The 17,855-nt window shown below is 59.0% G+C and carries 15 protein-coding genes; 8 read left to right on the forward strand and 7 right to left on the reverse strand.

What is annotated here, in order from left to right; genetic code table 11:
• Positions 1 to 12: 12 nt before the first annotated feature.
• From HB680_RS13400 to HB680_RS13410, 3 genes are read left to right on the forward strand one after another with little or no spacing between them, the layout of a single operon-like run.
• Positions 13 to 1,137 carry a 2-aminoethylphosphonate aminotransferase gene (locus HB680_RS13400; protein WP_213939108.1) on the forward strand — a complete coding sequence of 375 codons (1,125 nt, stop codon included), beginning with the start codon at positions 13 to 15 and terminating at the stop codon, positions 1,135 to 1,137.
• A complete protein-coding gene (locus HB680_RS13405; protein WP_213939109.1) occupies positions 1,130 to 2,221 on the forward strand; it encodes an alanine--glyoxylate aminotransferase family protein in 1,092 nt (363 codons plus the stop codon). The genes HB680_RS13400 and HB680_RS13405 overlap by 8 nt, the downstream gene beginning before the upstream one ends.
• The gene (locus HB680_RS13410) at positions 2,218 to 3,093 is read left to right on the forward strand and encodes an EamA family transporter (RefSeq protein ID WP_213939110.1); all 876 of its coding nucleotides are present in this window, start codon (positions 2,218 to 2,220) and stop codon (positions 3,091 to 3,093) included. Before HB680_RS13405 ends, HB680_RS13410 begins: the two co-directional genes overlap by 4 nt.
• 66 nt (positions 3,094 to 3,159) lie before the next feature.
• On the opposite strand, the gene HB680_RS13415 is transcribed toward HB680_RS13410, so the two are convergent.
• The 5 genes from HB680_RS13415 to HB680_RS13435 all read right to left on the reverse strand — a co-directional run bounded on the left by HB680_RS13415 (position 3,160) and on the right by HB680_RS13435 (position 9,324).
• Complete coding sequence (locus tag HB680_RS13415) at positions 3,160 to 4,179, reverse strand: branched-chain amino acid aminotransferase (protein WP_213939111.1); 1,020 nt, start codon at positions 4,177 to 4,179, stop codon at positions 3,160 to 3,162.
• A 187-nt stretch (positions 4,180 to 4,366) separates the two neighbouring features.
• Positions 4,367 to 5,749, reverse strand: coding sequence for a dihydrolipoyl dehydrogenase (gene lpdA, locus HB680_RS13420; RefSeq protein WP_213939112.1), 1,383 nt, complete (start codon positions 5,747 to 5,749; stop codon positions 4,367 to 4,369).
• 7 nt (positions 5,750 to 5,756) lie between these two features.
• The gene (locus HB680_RS13425; protein WP_213939113.1) at positions 5,757 to 7,028 is read right to left on the reverse strand and encodes a dihydrolipoamide acetyltransferase family protein; all 1,272 of its coding nucleotides are present in this window, start codon (positions 7,026 to 7,028) and stop codon (positions 5,757 to 5,759) included.
• Positions 7,029 to 8,087: an alpha-ketoacid dehydrogenase subunit beta gene (locus tag HB680_RS13430; protein WP_054054417.1), complete on the reverse strand. Its 1,059-nt coding sequence runs from the start codon at positions 8,085 to 8,087 to the stop codon at positions 7,029 to 7,031.
• A 1-nt stretch (position 8,088) separates the two neighbouring features.
• Entirely contained in the window at positions 8,089 to 9,324 is a 1,236-nt protein-coding gene (locus tag HB680_RS13435; RefSeq protein WP_213939114.1) for a 3-methyl-2-oxobutanoate dehydrogenase (2-methylpropanoyl-transferring) subunit alpha, read from the reverse strand.
• Between the two features lie 186 nt (positions 9,325 to 9,510).
• On the opposite strand from HB680_RS13435, the gene bkdR reads away from it, so the two are divergent.
• Positions 9,511 to 9,999, forward strand: coding sequence for an Lrp/AsnC family transcriptional regulator (bkdR, locus tag HB680_RS13440; protein WP_213939115.1), 489 nt, complete (start codon positions 9,511 to 9,513; stop codon positions 9,997 to 9,999).
• 48 nt (positions 10,000 to 10,047) lie between these two features.
• Here bkdR and HB680_RS13445 read toward each other — a convergent pair whose 3' ends face one another.
• Complete coding sequence (locus HB680_RS13445) at positions 10,048 to 12,561, reverse strand: UvrD-helicase domain-containing protein (RefSeq protein ID WP_213939116.1); 2,514 nt, start codon at positions 12,559 to 12,561, stop codon at positions 10,048 to 10,050.
• A gap of 205 nt (positions 12,562 to 12,766) precedes the next feature.
• Positions 12,767 to 13,630 carry an MBL fold metallo-hydrolase gene (locus HB680_RS13450; protein ID WP_213939117.1) on the reverse strand — a complete coding sequence of 288 codons (864 nt, stop codon included), beginning with the start codon at positions 13,628 to 13,630 and terminating at the stop codon, positions 12,767 to 12,769.
• Positions 13,631 to 13,734: 104 nt separating this feature from the next.
• On the opposite strand from HB680_RS13450, the gene HB680_RS13455 reads away from it, so the two are divergent.
• From HB680_RS13455 to HB680_RS13470, 4 genes are all read left to right on the forward strand, one after another.
• A complete protein-coding gene (locus HB680_RS13455) occupies positions 13,735 to 14,070 on the forward strand; it encodes a metalloregulator ArsR/SmtB family transcription factor (protein ID WP_123508688.1) in 336 nt (111 codons plus the stop codon).
• A gap of 273 nt (positions 14,071 to 14,343) precedes the next feature.
• A complete protein-coding gene (locus HB680_RS13460) occupies positions 14,344 to 15,588 on the forward strand; it encodes an FAD/NAD(P)-binding oxidoreductase (RefSeq protein WP_213939118.1) in 1,245 nt (414 codons plus the stop codon).
• A gap of 9 nt (positions 15,589 to 15,597) precedes the next feature.
• Entirely contained in the window at positions 15,598 to 16,404 is an 807-nt protein-coding gene (locus HB680_RS13465) for a sulfite exporter TauE/SafE family protein (protein ID WP_213939119.1), read from the forward strand.
• Between the two features lie 209 nt (positions 16,405 to 16,613).
• Positions 16,614 to 17,798, forward strand: coding sequence for a porin (locus tag HB680_RS13470; RefSeq protein ID WP_213939120.1), 1,185 nt, complete (start codon positions 16,614 to 16,616; stop codon positions 17,796 to 17,798).
• Positions 17,799 to 17,855: the final 57 nt, after the last annotated feature.

Consider the following 17,855-nt stretch of genomic DNA (forward strand, 5'->3'; position numbering starts at 1 on the left):
CGGAGAGAGCTGATGATGCGCAACACAGATGCCCAAGTGCTTTTTACACCCGGCCCGCTCAACACCTCGGCCACGGTGAAAAGCGCCATGCTGGACGATATCGGCTCCCGGACGACGGCGTCGTCCGAGCTGACCTCGCGAATCTGTTCGAAATTGCTGGACGCTTACGCCATCGGTGACGCCTTTGCGGCGATTCCGGTGCAGGGCAGCGGCACCTTCGCCGTCGAAGCCATGCTGACCAGTTGCCTGCCGGCGACCGATTACTGCATCGGCGTGCTGGTCAACGGCGAATACAGCAAACGGATGCTGGAAATCTGCGAGATTTATGGCCTGCATCACGTGCCGTTGCAGTGCGATACCGAGACGGCCATCGACCCGGCACGGGTGGACGCCTTTTTGCTGGAGCATCCGCAGATCAGCCACTTGGCGCTGGTGCATTTCGAGACTGGCTTGGGCGTGCTCAATGACCTGGCGCAACTGGCCAGCGTCTGTGAGCGGCGTTCGGTGCAACTGCTGCTCGATGCCATCAGCACCTTCGGCGCGCTGCCGATTCCGTTCGACTCGCCAGCCCTGGCGGCTGTGGCCTTGTCGGCCAACAAATGCCTGCACTCGGTGCCGGGCATTGCGTTTGTCATCGCGCGCAAAGCCGCGCTGCAACCCAGCGTGCGGCGGAGCCTGAGCCTGGATCTGAATGCTCAGTGGCGCAAGCTGGAAAACGGTCATCAGTGGCGCTTTACGCCGCCGACCCATGTGCTGCTGGCGTTCGATCAGGCGCTGGATGAATGGGCCCGTGAGGGCAAGGCCGAGCGACGCCTGGACAAGTATCAGCAGCTCAATCGACACCTGGTTCGACGGCTGGCCGAGCAAGGCATCGTGCCGCTGCTCGACGCGCATCATCGGGCGCCGATGATCACGACGTTCCTGTTGCCCGAGACCTTCGCCCTGTCATTCGAGCAGTTGTATCGGCACCTTGAAGCCGCGCAATTGATTATCTACCCCAGCACCTACTCGACCGCCAGGTCCTTCCGGATCGGCTGTATCGGTGAACTGGTCCGCGCCGATATCGATCGGTTGGCCGATGCACTGCGCAACGTTACCTCTTCATCCCAACTGATCGAGCCTGCCGCCCATGCATGAAATCAACCTGCGTATCACCGGTCCGACCCCTCTGGCGCCAGCGGTGCTTGAAGCCATGAGCCAGCAGATGGTCAGCCATCGCAGCGATGAATTCAAAGGCGTGTATGCCGCCGTGGACCGCGATGTCCGGGCGCTGCTGGGCACGCGTCACCCGGCGATTTTCCTGACGTGCTCGGGCACCGGCGGGCTGGAAGCGGCGGTGCAGAACGTGTTGCGGCCCGACGACAAGGTGCTGTCGCTGCACACCGGGTTTTACGGCGAGTTGTTCGCGCAGATCACCGAACGCGGTTTGCACGCGCCCGAACAACTGACCCGCCTGCGCAGTGCGCCAGGGGAGTCGACGGATCCGCAGGCGCTGACACGGTTGTTGCAGGGCCAGCACTTTGATGCGGTGCTGATCACCCACAATGAAAGTTCGACCGGCGTGCTCAACCCGCTCGAAGACCTGGTGCGGATCGTCAAGGCTCATTCCGACGCGCTGGTATTTTGCGATGCCGTCAGCAGCGCCGGCACGACCCCGATTTACATGGATCGATGGGGCGTGGATGTCCTGATCACGGTGCCGCAAAAAGGCTTGATGGCGCCACCGGGCCTGGCCATCGTGGTCGCCAACGAGCGGGCGCAAGAGCGGGCCAAGGGTGCCCGGGTCGGTCTGTATTTCGATTTCCAGCGCGCCCTCGCCAGTGCGCAACTGTGTCAAACCCCGTCGACGCCCTCGATCAGTTGTTTTCGCGGACTGCAGGCCAGCCTGCAATTGCTGTTTGCCGAAGGGCTGGATCACGTTTACGAACGGCACGTTCAGGCGCGGGCCTTGTGTCAGGAAGCCCTGCCAGGGCTGGGATTGGGCAGTTTCGCGAGTGCGCCGTTTCAATCCCCGGGCGTCACCGCGATCAGCCTGCCGGCGCACATCAGCGCCCAATCATTACAATTGGCGCTGGAACAGAACTACAATCTGTTCGCCACACCGGCTGCCGGTCACTGGCAGGACAGGGTGTTACGCATTGCTCACATGGGCTGGTTCAGTCTTGCGGACATCGACCGGGCAATTGCCTGCATGAAGGATCATATGAGACAAACCTATTGAATACCGAGATCAGTCACCTCGATCTTTCGTTGGCCAAGGGCTATGCCCTGAATGTCGTGTACGCCGTGCTGACCGCGATCGCCATCGTTTTCCTCAGCCATGTCGGTGCGGGGATCCCCATGACGGTGGCGCTGTTCTACATGGCCATCGGTTCCAGCATTGTCTTCAACGTGGTGGAAGCGGCGCGTTTCAAAACCCTGCACCTGGCGGTGCTCAAGCATTGGCGCTACTGGCTGGGCATGTCGGTGGCGTTCATTCTGAACTGGGTGTTTTCCTATTACAGCGCCACCCATTCAACGGCCGAGTTCTACATCTCGGTGTTTTTCCTGACCTCCGCCTGCTGCGCCAGCCTCAAGGCCCGGGACCTCTGGAAAGCCCTGGTGTGTGTGCTGGCCATTTACATGGCGTTCGTGCTGACCCAAACCAGTGTGGCTGCGCTGGTGGCCGCCGTGCTCGCCGGTATGTCGGTGTTTGCCTATTTCGTGCTCTCACACAGCTTTGCGACACGGGCGCATCTGTCGGCCAATTCTATTGTCGCCGTACGCTGCTATTTGCTGGCGTTGGCCGCGTTTGGCTATTTGCTGGTCAGCGGTGAATTGTCCAGGCTGGCGGTTCCGGTCTATCAGATCCCGGAACTGCTGTTCCTGGTGTTCTTCAACATGATCATCCCGTCATTCCTGTCGCAGACCTGCCTGCACCACGTGGGCGTTACGCGGTTCACCCAGATCAACTCACTGATCCCGGTGATTGCGTTTGCGTTGCAGACGGTGTTCCTCGGCGAATGGCGGCTGCCGATCCTGTTGATGTGCATCCTGGCGACAGTGGCCCTCAACCATCAGTTCTTCCTCAGGCCTCGGGTCCGGCAGGCATAAGCGGGCCGTAACGAAAAAGCCCACCCACCGCAGACGCGGTGGGTGGGCTTTTTGTGTGCGGCAGGATCAGACTTTGACGATCCAGCCCGCTGGCGCTTCGATGTCGCCGGTCTGTACACCGGTCAGCTCTTTGTAGAGCTTCTGGGTGACCGGGCCGACTTCGGTTTCGCTATGGAACACATGCAGGTGGTCGTTGTAGCTGATGCCGCCGATCGGGGTGATCACGGCAGCGGTGCCGCAGGCGCCGGCTTCCTTGAAGTCCGACAGCTTGTCGATCAGCACGTCGCCTTCAACCACTTCCAGGCCCAGACGCGATTTTGCCAGCTCGATCAACGACAGACGGGTGATGCCCGGCAGTACCGACGGCGAGTTCGGGGTGACGAATTTGTTGTCGTGGGTGATCCCGAAGAAGTTGGCCGAACCGACTTCCTCGATTTTGGTGTGGGTCATCGGGTCCAGGTAGATGCAGTCGGCAAAATGCGCCTTCTTGGCCTGGGAGCCCGGCATCAGGCTGGCGGCGTAGTTGCCACCGACCTTGGCCGCGCCGGTGCCTTGTGGGGCTGCACGGTCATAGCTGGAGATCAGGAAGTTGTGCGGGGTCAGGCCGCCCTTGAAGTAGGCGCCGACCGGAATCGCGAAGATCGAGAAGATGAACTCGGGGGCGGTACGCACGCCGATGTTGTCACCCACGCCGATCACGAACGGACGCAGGTACAGCGCGCCGCCAGTGCCGTAAGGCGGGATGAAACGCTCGTTGGCGCGAACCACGGCTTTGCAGGCTTCGATGAACTGCTCGGTTTCGACGAACGGCATCAGCAGGCGTGCACAGCTGCGCTGCATGCGCAGGGCGTTCTGGTCCGGGCGGAACAGGTTGATCGAACCGTCCTTGCAACGATAGGCCTTCATGCCTTCGAAGCACTGCTGACCATAGTGAAGGGCAGTCGAGCCTTCGCTGATGTGCAGCACGTTATCTTCGGTCAGGGTGCCTTCGTCCCAGGAGCCGTTACGCCAGTACGACAGGAAACGCTTGTCTGTCTTGATGTAGTCAAAACCCAACTTGTCCCAATTGATGCTTTCGTTACCCATGACACCCTCTATCACTTAACAACCGCCGAAACGGTTCAAGGCTTCTGACGTTTTTTGGATGGGGACAACAATACTTCATTCCGGGCCTGTTTCGCAGCCTGGAATTCGATCTCTGCGACCATCGATTGGCCCTTGTAGCAGCTGCCTCGCTCCGCTCGACAGCTGCTACAAGGGGTTGCGCTTGATTTTAGAGGTGCAGCGCATGCCCGAGCGCACGCAACGCCGCTTCCTGCACCGCCTCGCCCAGCGTCGGATGTGCATGGATGGTGCCGGCGATGTCTTCCAGCCGCGCGCCCATTTCCAGGCTTTGGCCGAACGCCGTCGACAACTCCGACACCCCAACCCCCACCGCTTGCCAGCCCACAATCAGGTGATTGTCCCGACGAGCGACCACTCGCACGAAGCCGGTTTTCGACTCCAGGGTCATCGCCCGGCCATTGGCTGCGAACGGGAAGCTCGAAACGATGCAGTCCAGACCAGCCGCTTCGGCTTCAGATGGGGTCTTGCCGACCACCACCAGTTCCGGGTCGGTAAAGCACACGGCGGCGATGGCGGTGGGGTTGAATTCGCGGGTTTTACCGCTGATCAGCTCGGCGACCATCTCGCCCTGGGCCATGGCCCGGTGCGCGAGCATCGGTTCACCGCTCAGGTCGCCGATGGCGTAGACGTTGCGCATGCTGGTCTGGCAGCGGTTGTCGATCTTGATCGCCGAACCGTTCATCGTCAGATTCAGCGCTTCGAGGTTCCAGCCCTGGGTGTTCGGCTTACGACCGACAGCGACCAGGACCTGATCGGTTTCCAGGTTGATGGTGTCGCCATTCGGATCAAGCACTTGCAGTATATTGCTAGCAGAATCAAAGTCTTGAACGCTGTGCTTCAAGTAAAGCTTTACACCAAGTTGCTTCAATGCTTCGTGCACCGGGTGCGTCAGTTCTGCGTCGTAGGCCGGCAGGATACGATCCTGAGCCTCGACCACGCTGACCTCGGCGCCGAGCTTGCGATAGGCGATCCCGAGTTCCAGACCGATGTAACCGCCACCGACCACAATCAGGCGTTTCGGCACGGACTTCGGTGCCAAGGCTTCAGTGGAGGAAATGATCGGTCCGCCAATCGGCAGCATCGGCAGGTTCACGCTTTTCGAGCCAGTGGCCAGCACCAGGTGCTCGCACTGAATCCGCGTGTCGCCGACGTCAACGGTCTTGCCGTCGATGACCTTGGCCCAGCCTTGAATGACCTGGACCTTGTGTTTCTTCAGCAGCGCGGAAACGCCGGTGGTCAGGCGATCGACAATGCCATCCTTCCATTCAACACTTTTAGTGATGTCGAGGGTCGGCGCCGAAACGCTGATGCCCAAGGCCGAATGCTGACTGTGATGCTGAGTTTGATGAAACTGCTCGGCGACGTGAATCAGCGCTTTCGACGGAATGCAGCCGATGTTCAGGCAGGTGCCGCCCAACGATTCGCCTTCCACCAGAATGGTTGAAATGCCCAGTTGGCCGGCGCGAATCGCCGTCACATAACCGCCAGGGCCGCCGCCGATAATCAGCAGCGTGGTGTTCAAGTTTTGCATTCTGGGCTTACTCCACAAACAGGGTCGCGGGTTGTTCGAGCAGGCCACGGATGGCCTGGATGAATTGCGCCGCGTCCATGCCATCGACCACCCGGTGATCGAAGGAGCTGGAGAGGTTCATCATCTTGCGGATCACGATCTGGCCTTTGATCACCATCGGACGTTCGACGATTTTGTTCACGCCGACGATCGCCACTTCCGGCAGGTTCAGCACCGGCGTACTGACAATGCCGCCCAACGCGCCGAGGCTGGTCAAGGTAATGGTTGAGCCGGACAGTTCATCGCGGCTGGCCTTGCCATTGCGAGCAGCGGTGGCCAAACGCGAGATTTCCTGGGCGCTGTCCCACAGGCTGCGGGCTTCGGCGTGACGGACGACAGGCACCATCAAGCCGATATCGCTTTGGGTGGCGACGCCGACATGCACCGCACCGAGGCGGGTGATGACCTGGGCTTCGTCGTCGTAACGGGCGTTGATCTGCGGGAAGTCACGCAGGGCGACGACCAGGGCGCGAACCAGAAACGGCAGCAAGGTCAGCTTGCCACGGGCCGCACCGTGTTTTTCGTTCAGGTGGGCGCGCAGTTCTTCCACGGCGGTGACGTCGATTTCCTCGACATAACTGAAGTGGGCCGCGCGCTGGGTGGCGTCCTGCATGCGCTGGGCGATCTTGCGGCGCATGCCGATCACCGGGATTTGCTGCTCGTCGGTACGCTGGGCGTAAGCGGCAACCGGCGCCGAGGCGTTCGACTGACCTTCGGCCAAGTAGGCGTCGAGGTCTTCGTGCAATACACGCCCGGCAGGGCCAGTGCCACGCACCAGGCGCAGCTGGATGCCGAGGTCCAGCGCATGTTTGCGCACGGCCGGGGAGGCCAATGGACGTTCGTCGGCTTCACGGGCAACCATCGGGCCTTGGCACACGGCGGCGGGGCGCGGTGCCGCAACCGGTTTGCTTTCAACTTCAACTTTAGAAGCCACCGCAACCGGCGCTTCTTTTACAGCAGCCGCAGCAGGCTGCGCGGACTCTTTAAAGTTACCCGCGCCCTCAACTTCAATGCTGATCAGAATGCTGCCAACCGCCATGACTTCGCCCGGCACACCGCCGAGGGAGATGACTTTGCCATGCACCGGCGAAGGGATGTCGACCATCGCCTTGTCGGTCATCACATCGGCCAGCACCTGATCTTCGACCACCATGTCGCCGACCTTGACGTGCCATACCGACAATTCAACTTCTGCAATGCCTTCGCCAATGTCCGGCATTTTAATAACGTGCGTGCCCATTCAGACCTCCATAACCCGTTTCAACGCCGCGCCCACACGGGACGGTCCTGGGAAATACGCCCACTCTTGCGCGTGCGGGTAGGGGGTGTCCCAACCGGTGACGCGTTCGATCGGCGCTTCCAGGTAGTGGAAGCAATGCTCTTGCACCAGCGCGACCAGTTCGGCGCCGAAACCGCAGGTGCGGGTGGCTTCGTGAACGATCACGCAGCGACCGGTTTTCTTCACCGATTTGACGATGGTTTCGAGGTCCAACGGCCACAGGCTGCGCAGGTCGATGACTTCAGCGTCGACGCCGCTTTCTTCAGCAGCAACTTGCGACACATAAACCGTGGTGCCGTAGGTCAGGATCGTGACTTCCTTGCCCGGGCGGGCGATGGCGGCAACGTCCAGCGGCACGGTGTAGTAACCGTCCGGCACTTGCGCGGCCGGGTGTTTCGACCACGGGGTTACCGGCCGGTCGTGGTGGCCGTCGAACGGGCCGTTGTACAGGCGTTTCGGTTCGAGGAAGATCACCGGGTCATCGTTTTCGATGGAGGCGATCAGCAAGCCTTTGGCGTCATACGGGTTCGAAGGCATGACAGTGCGCAGACCACAGACCTGAGTGAACATCGCCTCGATACTTTGGCTGTGGGTCTGGCCGCCGTAGATGCCGCCGCCGCAGGGCATGCGCAGGGTCATCGGTGCGGTGAACTCGCCGGCCGAGCGATAACGCAGGCGGGCGGCTTCGGAAATGATCTGGTCCGACGCCGGGTACACGTAGTCGGCGAACTGAATCTCGGCCACCGGGCGCAGACCGTAGGCGCCCATGCCCACGGCAACGCCGACGATCCCGCTTTCGGAAATCGGCGCATCGAAGACGCGGGAGGTGCCGTATTTGCTCTGCAAGCCTTCGGTGCAACGGAACACACCGCCGAAGTAACCCACGTCCTGGCCGAATACGACGACGTTGTCGTCACGCTCAAGCATCACGTCCATGGCCGAGCGCAGAGCCTGGATCATGGTCATGGTGGTCGTGGTCATGGCGGTTTCCAATTCAATGCTGGTGTTGTGGTCGTTCATGTCAGATCCCCAACTCTTGACGCTGGCGCTTCAAGTGCTCCGGCATCTCTTTGTAGACGTCTTCGAACATGGTCGCGGCGCTTGGCGTCTGGCCACCGGCGAGGGTGCCGTACTGCTCGGCTTCTTTCTGCGCGGCGATCACTTCGGCTTCCAGTTCGGCGCTGACGGCGGAGTGTTCCTCTTCGGACCACTGGCCAATCTTGATCAAGTGCTGCTTGAGGCGCGCAATCGGGTCGCCCAACGGGAAGTGGCTCCAGTCGTCGGCGGGACGGTATTTCGACGGATCATCAGAGGTGGAGTGCGGGCCGGCGCGGTAGGTGACCCACTCGATCATGGTCGGACCGAGGTTGCGGCGTGCGCGTTCGGCGGCCCAGGCAGAGGCGGCGTAGACCGCGACAAAATCGTTGCCATCGACCCGCAGGGAGGCGATGCCGCAACCGACGCCACGGCCGGCAAACGTTGTGGCTTCACCACCGGCAATCGCCTGGAACGTGGAAATCGCCCACTGGTTGTTGACCACGTTGAGGATCACCGGCGCCCGGTAAACGTGGGCGAAGGTGAGGGCGGTGTGGAAGTCGGATTCAGCGGTGGCGCCGTCGCCGATCCAGGCCGAGGCGATTTTGGTGTCGCCCTTGATCGCCGACGCCATGCCCCAGCCCACACCCTGTACGAATTGGGTGGCGAGGTTGCCGGAAATGGTGAAGAAGCCGTGATCGCGTACCGAATACATGATTGGCAACTGCCGGCCCTTGAGCGGATCGCGCTCGTTGGACAGCAGTTGGCAGATCAGGTCCACCAGCGGCACTTCGCGCGCCATGAGGATGCTTTGCTGACGGTAGGTGGGGAAGCACATGTCGTCGATGTTCAAGGCCAGGGCCTGGGCGCTGCCGATGGCTTCTTCGCCGAGGCTTTGCATGTAGAACGACATTTTTTTCTGACGCTGGGCGACCACCATGCGGTTGTCGAAAATCCGCGTCTTGAGCATGGCGCGCATGCCTTTGCGCAGAATCTCCGACGGCACGCCTTCGGCCCATGGGCCCAGCGCGTTGCCCTGGTCATCGAGCACGCGAATCAGGCCTTTGGCCAGATCAGCCGTGTCGGCCGGTTCAACGTCGATTGGGGGTTTGCGCACCAAGCCTGCGTCAGTCAGATGCAGGTAGGAAAAGTCGGTTTTACAGCCGGGACGACCCGATGGTTCGGGAACGTGCAGGCGCAGCGGTTCGTACGCTTGGTTCATGGCTTCTACGCTCGATCTTGTGAATTTCTTGTAGTGAGCTGACCGTCATTCCATGAGTGATGGAAATCTTGTCCTACAAACATCATAGGCCCGGCGCAGGAGAATATTTATCTGTGTTTCGTTGCGTTGGCGGTCATTTGAGGATAAAAAATCTGCATAAACAAAAATAACAGGTGGTTTTGTCTCATGCGCAAATTGGATCGTACGGATATTGGCATTCTCAACAGCCTTCAGGAGAACGCCCGCATCACCAACGCCGACCTCGCCCGTTCGGTGAACCTGTCGCCGACGCCGTGTTTCAACCGGGTCAAGGCGATGGAGGAATTGGGGCTGATTCGTGAACAAGTGACCTTGCTCGATGCTGACCTGCTGGGGCTGCATGTGAATGTGTTCATTCACGTCAGCCTGGAGAAGCAGGTGGAAGAGGCGCTGGCGCATTTCGAAGAGGCGATTTCGGATCGCCCGGAAGTGATGGAGTGTTACTTGATGGCGGGGGATCCGGATTATCTGATCCGGGTGTTGGTGCCGACGATTCAGTCGCTGGAGCGCTTTATGATGGACTTCCTCACCAAAGTCCCTGGCGTTGCCAACATCCGTTCGAGCTTTGCGCTGAAGCAAGTGCGATACAAAACCGCGCTGCCGTTGCCGGCGAATGGGTTGACCTTGGGGGCTTAGTGTCTTTCGCTCATACGGATGAGGCCGATCCTTGGCCTCGCGTCTCCGTTATAGCGTTGAAACCCCCGAAGACTCGTTAGCTGTCCACTTTTTGTAACATCCGGATTTCAGGTTGGCGTAGCCCGACGCGTTATTACCGCTGTTCTTATCGGAAGTAGTAATTTCGCGGTCAACCAGCCAATGGCATCGGAGTTCAGCCCGGGTAATCCCTACATAAGCCAGGCGCAACACTTCATCTGATTGAGCCCTATCGTAGGGCATAGATTTGCCATCGCCCAAATTTGCCAGGTTGTACAGGTCGTTGCGCTTGGATTTCGTTGGGATGTAGAAACAATCGCCAATAACAAACACCGATTGGGCTTGGAGTCCTTTGGATTTGTGGAAGGTCATCAACTTGACGTTACGCTTCTGTCTCCTGGCATCGCTCAGTAAGCCGCGCAGTTCATTGCGGTATGCTTTCTCCACGGCGCCTACGCGAAACACCATCAGGATGGTGTCACCGTCGTCATAGGCCTGTTTCACAAGACTCAAGATGGTTTCGTCGGGCTGGATGATCTTCTTGTTCTGCGCCAGGTAATGCAGGTAGACCGGCGATATTTGATCGATCACGTTAGTATTTGCTGCGACACCGTGCTTGGTTGTGTCGTTTGAAGTCGGACGCACAACTTGCTCCGCCGCATCAATGATTGCCTGATGGGAGCGGTAATTGTTCTGCATGAACAGCGTGTCTCGTGTGTGCGCGAGAAAGTGCTGGTGAAAGTCGATGAGGTATAGCGGTGAACTGCCACGCCAGCCGTAAATACTTTGCCAATCATCACCCACCGCCATCAAGGTATTGCCCACACCGGGTTTTCCTTGATTACGCCGACGGATTTCCTTACAGCATTGGCGGATCCAGGAAATATTCAGGCCGGAGACATCCTGGAATTCATCGATCATCAGGTGCCGCATACCGTCGAGTTGAGCGGTAGGAATGCGTTTGATATTTTCTGGATTCTGCTCGCCAAATAGAGCGAATGCTTGGTTGAACGTAATCAATGGTTTGGGTGACATCGTTCTCAGATACGCGTGAAAACCTTTCCAGAAGCATTTCAGGGCTAAATAAAACGGTTTGCGTGGATCACCTGGAGCGAATTTCATTGCCCCGATCGCTTTGTCTACGTCTAGTCCGAGGTTTTCGATGTAGTTGCCTTCCGAGAAAAAAACTTCGATCAAGTCTGTCTCTTTGAGGGTTGTACCGGGCAGGTGATAGTCGAATTTTGGAGCTTGTACAACCATGTGCTTAGCGTTGTCCAACAAGGTTTGAGCAGCGGTCACATGGTTGAGTAGCAGGAAGTTTTTGGCATAACACTCACCGATTACGGATTGTCTGCTCCTGCTTTCCTGTTTGAGGGTGTAGCGTTCACCGTCGCGAGTCGGCACCTCGGCATTACGGTCACCAGCATCCGGCCAACCAAGAATTAATACCGCGTCATACTCCTTCAAATAGCCATTGGCGATGAACGGGTGGCCTTCAATGGTGATCACCTGTCGCTCGCCTATACCTGGAATAGGCCATAGACCAAGGGTTGCCCATGCTTTTTCGATTTCGTCGCAAACGGCCGAATCCTTTTCGGAGATCGCCTTGATGATTTTTTTTCTCGACTTGCGCATTGCATCCGTCATAGGTTCTGCAGGTGCGAATGCTACCGACTTGTAGAGCTCCAGAATCTGTTTCTTGAAGTCTGCATTCTGTTCATAGAGCGTGTTAAAAACTCTATAGAGCACGACACGTTGTTCGGTAGTGATGGTGGACGAAAATGGATTCTCAAGTTCTTCGTCATCATCGCTCGCGTTAGGACCCAGAAAGTCGAAGTAGCCGATGGGACCGTCAGAAAAGGCTTTCATGAACCAGAACACTTTGCTGTGGAAGGTTCGAACAAGGTTCTTGGTCTCTTCCTCGCTCAGTTCGATTTCCCAAAGTTTGAAGATTTTGACAATTTTTTTCTTCAAATCCATTTTGGATTCGGTAGTGAAGGTGGTGACTTGGAGATGACTGCGCTCAATGCCCAAATGGATATTCATTAGGAGGACACGTAAAGCCAGAGTCGTTGACTTTCCCGAGCCGGCACCAGCAATTACCGACGTGCAGGTCGTGTCGGCGAAGATCATTGCCCACTGTTCCGGGCTGGGTTGTTCATCATCTGGCAGCTTTTGCGCCACTTCAGCGCGCATTTTCTGTTTGATGAGGTCGGTGATGGGCAGCACTTCATCATCGAACAGGCAGTGATCTTCTCCAGGTAACGGGGCGACTGTTCGCAGATCGTTAAATTCTAAAACGGCGTGTCCTGCCGCGTAGCCGTCGTTAAATCCGATCAGTTCCCCTTCGCTCTTGCCGGCTTCAGTGCCTTGCTCGATTCCTTTTTCCTTTCCCTTGAGGAACGAAGCGACGTCAATGGCTCCCAGTGCGTTGAGTGACCGGGACAATAGATAGGCGAGTGCGCGTCTGGGAAGAGAAAGGTGCTGATTCAGGGTGGTATTGGATACAGCAGTGGTTTGAGGGGCTACAGGCTTTGTGCTCATGGTGTCCTTGCTAAAAAATCCTGACGTCGAAGTTTTGTCTTCGACGAATACCGTGTAATGACAGTCCCGAAGAGGCGCTCAAGGGCGCGGGGTCTGACTTGGAAATATTCTATTTCCGGATACTACACGGTGATGGCGTTTTGGCTAGGACGCGATTTAGAGGCACTCGGACAATACCGAGTGTGACGATGCTGTTTAAAAGGACCTACATGCGGTTGATCGGAATCTTCAGATACGTCACGCCATTCGCTTCAGCCGGCGGCATATTCCCCGCCCGCACATTCACCTGAATCGCCGGCAGCAACAGATTCGGCATGCCCAACCCGGCATCACGCTGGGTACGCATCTGCACAAACGCCGCTTCATCAACACCGTCATGCACATGAATATTGCTTTTACGCTGCTCACCCACCGTGGTCTGGCACTGCGGCTCACGCCCCTCAGGCGGATAATCGTGGCAAACGTAAAGCCGCACGCCAGCGGGGAAGGCCAACAGCTTGTGGATCGAGGCGAACATCTGATGGGCATCGCCACCGGGGAAGTCGCAACGCGCGGTGCCGACATCCGGCATGAACAGCGTATCGCCGACCAGAATCACATCACTATCGATCAAATACGCCATGTCTGCCGGCGTGTGGCCGGGCACATGCAGGGCGATGGCCTTGAGGTTGCCGATCAGGAATGACTCGTCCGGGGCGAACAGGTGATCGAACTGCGAGCCGTCCACGCAAAATTCCGGTTCCAGATTGAACAGGGTCTTGAACACGCCCTGGACCTTGCTGATCGACTGCCCAATCGCAATCTTCCCGCCCAATTCCCGGCGCAGATACGGTGCGGCGGACAGGTGATCGGCGTGGGCATGGGTTTCCAGCAGCCATTGCACCTGCAACTGGTGCTCGCGCACGAAGGCAATCACGCGGTCGGCCTGGACGGTGGTGGTGCGTCCGGCGGCCGGGTCGTAATCGAGCACCGGGTCGACAATCGCGCAGTGCCCGCCGTCGTGCTCGTAGATGACGTAGCTGTAGGTCGACGAGGCGGGGTCGAGGAAGGCTTCAATCAGCGCGGGCATGGACACAGACCTGTGAAAAGAGGTGAGAAGACAGTAACCGGTTGCAACACTTTATGTTTACACATAATGTCTGCAGCTTAAGTGACGTCGAAGGCATCTTGCAAATGCAATCCAGTCTGACCGAATGTGAAGTCGCCCAATTACGGGCCTCGGCCTCCAAAGCTTGCGCGCTGCTCAAGGCTTTGGCCAACGAAGATCGTTTGCTGATTCTCTGCCAGTTGACCCAGGGCGAGCGTAATGTCGGCGAACTGGAAACCATGACCGGCGTGCGCCAGCCCACACTGTCCCAACAGCTGGGCATCCTGCGCGATGAAGGCCTGGTCGCGACCCGTCGCGAGGGCAAATACATTTTCTATGGCCTGGCCAGCCATGAAGTGATTCAAGTGATGAAAACCCTGTCCGGTTTGTATTGCGGAGCGGTATTGAAAAGCTGGGGTTGACGATGCCCGTTGTAGCAGCTGCCGAAGGCTGCGCTCGGCCGATGTAGCAGCTGCCGAGGTACGAGGCTGCGTTCGGCTGCGAAGCAGTCGTAAAATCAGGCGGCGCGGTGTTTCAGGTAAACCGCGTGCTCAGGTTTGACGGCTGCTTCGCAGCCCGAACGCAGCCTCGTACCTCGGCAGCTGCTACACGAGCCGAACGCAGACTTCGGCAGCTACTACAGAGAGAGTGCCTGACCCGGCTAAATGCGTGCAGTAGAAAAAAGGGAACAACCTATGAACGATCAACACTGGGGCCCAACCATCAGTGCAGACATCGTGGTGATCGGCGGCGGTACGGCAGGGATTGGCCTGGTCGCCAGCCTGCTCAAACGCGATCCGTCGTTGAACATCACCGTGATCGAACCCAATGCCCAGCATTTCTATCAGCCGGCCTGGACCCTGGTCGGCGGTGGCGCCTACAACGTGCAAGACACCGCGCGCCCGATGGCCAGCGTCATGCCGCGTCAAGCGACGTGGTTACAGGCGTCGGTTACTGATATCACCGCCGACAGCAAGCACCTGACCCTCGATGACGGCCGTACCGTCGGCTATCAAAACCTCATCGTCTGCCCCGGCCTGCGCCTGGCCTGGGAAAAGATTGAAGGCTTGCAGGAAACCCTCGGCCAGCACGGCGTGACCTCCAATTACAGCTACCAGCACGCGGCTTACACCTGGGAGCTGGTCAAGAACCTGCGCGGCGGCCGGGCGATCTTCACCCAGCCACCGATCCCGATCAAATGCGCCGGGGCGCCGCAAAAGGCGTTGTACCTGTCCTGCGATCGTTGGTTGAAAAGCGGTGTGCTGAACAACATCGACGTCGAGTTCAACCTGGCCGGTGCCGCGCTGTTCGGCGTGCCGACCTTCGTGCCGCCGCTGATGAAGTACATCGAAAAATACAACGCCCGACTGGCCTTCACCTCCAACCTGATCAAGGTGGATGGCCCGGCGAAAACCGCGTGGTTCGAGGTCAAGGATGCGGCCGGCACGGTGACGGTTGAAGAGAAAACCTTCGACCTGCTGCACGTCGTGCCACCTCAAGTCTCTCCCGATTTCATCCGCCAAAGCCCCTTGGCCGACGTCGCCGGTTGGTGCGAAGTCAACCTGCACACGCTGCAACACGTGCGTTATCCCGAGGTCTTCGGCCTGGGCGATATCTGCTCCACCAGCAACGCGAAAACCGCTGCCGCCGTGCGCAAGCAAATCGTGGTGGTCGCGGAAAACCTGCTGGCCCTGCGCAAGCAACAACCGCTGCCGCTCAAATACGACGGCTACGGTTCCTGCCCGCTGACGGTGGAGAAGGGCAAGGTGATCCTCGCCGAATTTGGCTATGCCGGTAAGTTGCTGCCGACCTTTGCCCTCGACCCGACCGTGCCCCGTCGTTCAGCGTGGTGGCTCAAGGCGACCCTGCTGCCGTGGTTCTACTGGAACGGCATGCTCAAGGGCCGCGAGTGGCTGACGGCGTTGTCCAAGGTCGATTGAGAGAACCCTATGTTGCTGGCAAGTTTTTTTGGTGTGCTGATGGGCCTGGTCCTCGGTTTGACCGGGGCCGGGGGCGGGATTTTGGCGGTGCCGGCGTTGGTGCTCGGGCTCGGCTGGAGCATGACCCAAGCAGCGCCGGTCGCGTTGTTTGCGGTGGGCAGCGCGGCAGCGGTTGGCGCCATCGACGGCTTACGGCATGGGCTGGTGCGTTATCGCGCGGCGTTGCTGATCGCCTTGCTGGGCGCGGTATTTTCCCCGGTGGGCATTTACTTCGCCCATCAGATGCCGGAAAAAATCCTGATGATTCTGTTCAGTCTGCTGATGGTCATGGTGGCCTGGCGGATGTTGCGCAAGGAGCGGCAGGACGAAGGCCCGAGCGACCACGGCCACGCCAACTGGGGCCAGAAGAACTGCATGCTCGATCAACAGACCGGGCGCTTTTCCTGGACCGCCAAATGCACCGCAACCCTGGCGGCCCTCGGCGCAGTGACCGGCGTGGTGTCGGGCTTGCTCGGCGTGGGCGGCGGTTTCCTGATCGTCCCGGCGTTCAAGCAACTGACCGATGTGCAGATGCGCGGAATCGTCGCCACCTCGTTGATGGTCATCAGTTTGATTTCGGCCATTGGTGTGATCGGTGCGTTTCACGCCGGCGTCAGGATCGACCGTCTGGGCGTGGCGTTTATCGTCGCCAGCATCGTCGGCATGGTCATTGGCCGCCAGTTGTGCGCGCGGGTTCCCGCCCGCGCCTTGCAAGTCGGCTTCGCCAGCGTCTGCGTCGTGGTCGCCGCTTACATGCTATTTAGAGCGGGCTTCTAACCGGGACCGGTTCTTCTGGGCGCCAGTCGCGGTCGCAGGCGTACACCCAAAGTTCCGGGCCTTGCCGCGGCCCGGTCTTACGCCGAATTTGCCGCGCACCCCCGGCCCCTCCAAAGCACTTCAAAACCGCCGCCAAGGCAGCGTATGACACCGCCGGTCAGCTTTCGATAATCGCCTCCGACAACTTGTCCCCTGTTGCGGAGCGCGTCATGCACAACAATAAGAACTTCACGCATCGAATCCTGCCTGCCGTCATCGTCAGTCTGTCGTCCCTTGGCCTGAGCTCATTGGCCGAGGCCGAGATCATGCTGTACGACAAGGACCAGACCACGTTTTCCACCGACGGCTACATCAACGCCTTCTATGTGAACAGCAAGGTCGACCGCGCTGGCGACCAGTACGACCGTCGCCAGGCGCGGGTCAAGATGGGCTTTTTGCCCAACTACCTGGGCTTCAACATGGGCAAGCAAGTCGATGACCTCAAGCTCGGCGCCCGGGCCTCGTTCTGGGTGACGATCAACGACAGCGAAACCAACGGCACCGACACCGCCATCGACGTGCGCCAGTTCTACGGCACCGTGGCCAACCCGGAGTGGGGCGAAGTGCTGATCGGCAAGGATTTCGGTCTGTTTGCGCGCTCCAACATCCTGCTCGATGAACTGCTCGCCGGTTACGGCCAAGTCAGCGACAGCCTGGGCTTGGTGGACGGTGGCGGGGTGTCGTTTGGCAACATTGGCAGCGGCTATCCGTACCCGTTCCCTACGTCACAAATTACCTACCGCACACCGGTGATGGATGGCCTGCGCGTGGCGGTCGGGATCATGGACCCGGTGGACACCAACGACAGCAGCCCGTTGGGAAAGGCCTACCAGGAAAACCCGCGCACCGAGAGCGAGATCACCTATCAGTTCGACGTTGCCGGGGCGAAGATCTACAGCTGGGTCAACGGCAGCTACCAGACCTCGGACAACACCGACTCCACGGTCAAATCCGTCACCTCCAAAGGCCTCGGCTATGGCGTGCAGGCGAAAATGGGCGGTTTGTCACTGACCGGTTCCGGCTTCCAGGCCAAGGGCATCAACCCGTTTTTCACCAACAATGCCGGGGAAGCTACGTTGCGCAACGTCGACAGCACCGGTTACCTGATGCAGGGCTCCTACAAACTGGGCAAGAACCGTTTGGCGCTGTCCTACGGCAAGACCGATGACGACGGCAACGGCGTGGTGGGCAGCGGTGCGGACTACAAGACGCGCGGGATTGCGCTGTTCCATGACGTGAATGACAACCTGAAACTGGTGGCTGAGTACAACCAGTTCAGCATCGATGGTCACGATACGAGTGCGCAGAACGAGGATACCGATACGTTTGCGGTGGGGGCGGTGTTGACCTGGTAACAATGGAATTTGCATCACACAAAACCCCTGTGGGAGCGGGCTTGCTCGCGAAAGCGG

The organism is Pseudomonas sp. dw_612, assembly GCF_018449725.1.
Classification (GTDB): domain Bacteria; phylum Pseudomonadota; class Gammaproteobacteria; order Pseudomonadales; family Pseudomonadaceae; genus Aquipseudomonas.

Excerpts from the sequence above, each read along its gene's own strand:
- HB680_RS13400 (WP_213939108.1), top strand. The coding sequence starts at position 13 with ATGATGCGCAACACAGATGCCCAAGTGCTTTTTACACCCGGCCCGCTC.
- HB680_RS13405 (WP_213939109.1), top strand. The coding sequence starts at position 1,130 with ATGCATGAAATCAACCTGCGTATCACCGGTCCGACCCCTCTGGCGCCA.
- HB680_RS13415 (WP_213939111.1), bottom strand. The coding sequence starts at position 4,179 with ATGGGTAACGAAAGCATCAATTGGGACAAGTTGGGTTTTGACTACATC.
- lpdA (WP_213939112.1), bottom strand. The coding sequence starts at position 5,749 with ATGCAAAACTTGAACACCACGCTGCTGATTATCGGCGGCGGCCCTGGC.
- HB680_RS13425 (WP_213939113.1), bottom strand. The coding sequence starts at position 7,028 with ATGGGCACGCACGTTATTAAAATGCCGGACATTGGCGAAGGCATTGCA.
- HB680_RS13430 (WP_054054417.1), bottom strand. The coding sequence starts at position 8,087 with ATGAACGACCACAACACCAGCATTGAATTGGAAACCGCCATGACCACG.
- HB680_RS13435 (WP_213939114.1), bottom strand. The coding sequence starts at position 9,324 with ATGAACCAAGCGTACGAACCGCTGCGCCTGCACGTTCCCGAACCATCG.
- bkdR (WP_213939115.1), top strand. The coding sequence starts at position 9,511 with ATGCGCAAATTGGATCGTACGGATATTGGCATTCTCAACAGCCTTCAG.
- HB680_RS13445 (WP_213939116.1), bottom strand. The coding sequence starts at position 12,561 with ATGAGCACAAAGCCTGTAGCCCCTCAAACCACTGCTGTATCCAATACC.
- HB680_RS13450 (WP_213939117.1), bottom strand. The coding sequence starts at position 13,630 with ATGCCCGCGCTGATTGAAGCCTTCCTCGACCCCGCCTCGTCGACCTAC.
- HB680_RS13455 (WP_123508688.1), top strand. The coding sequence starts at position 13,735 with ATGCAATCCAGTCTGACCGAATGTGAAGTCGCCCAATTACGGGCCTCG.
- HB680_RS13460 (WP_213939118.1), top strand. The coding sequence starts at position 14,344 with ATGAACGATCAACACTGGGGCCCAACCATCAGTGCAGACATCGTGGTG.
- HB680_RS13465 (WP_213939119.1), top strand. The coding sequence starts at position 15,598 with ATGTTGCTGGCAAGTTTTTTTGGTGTGCTGATGGGCCTGGTCCTCGGT.
- HB680_RS13470 (WP_213939120.1), top strand. The coding sequence starts at position 16,614 with ATGCACAACAATAAGAACTTCACGCATCGAATCCTGCCTGCCGTCATC.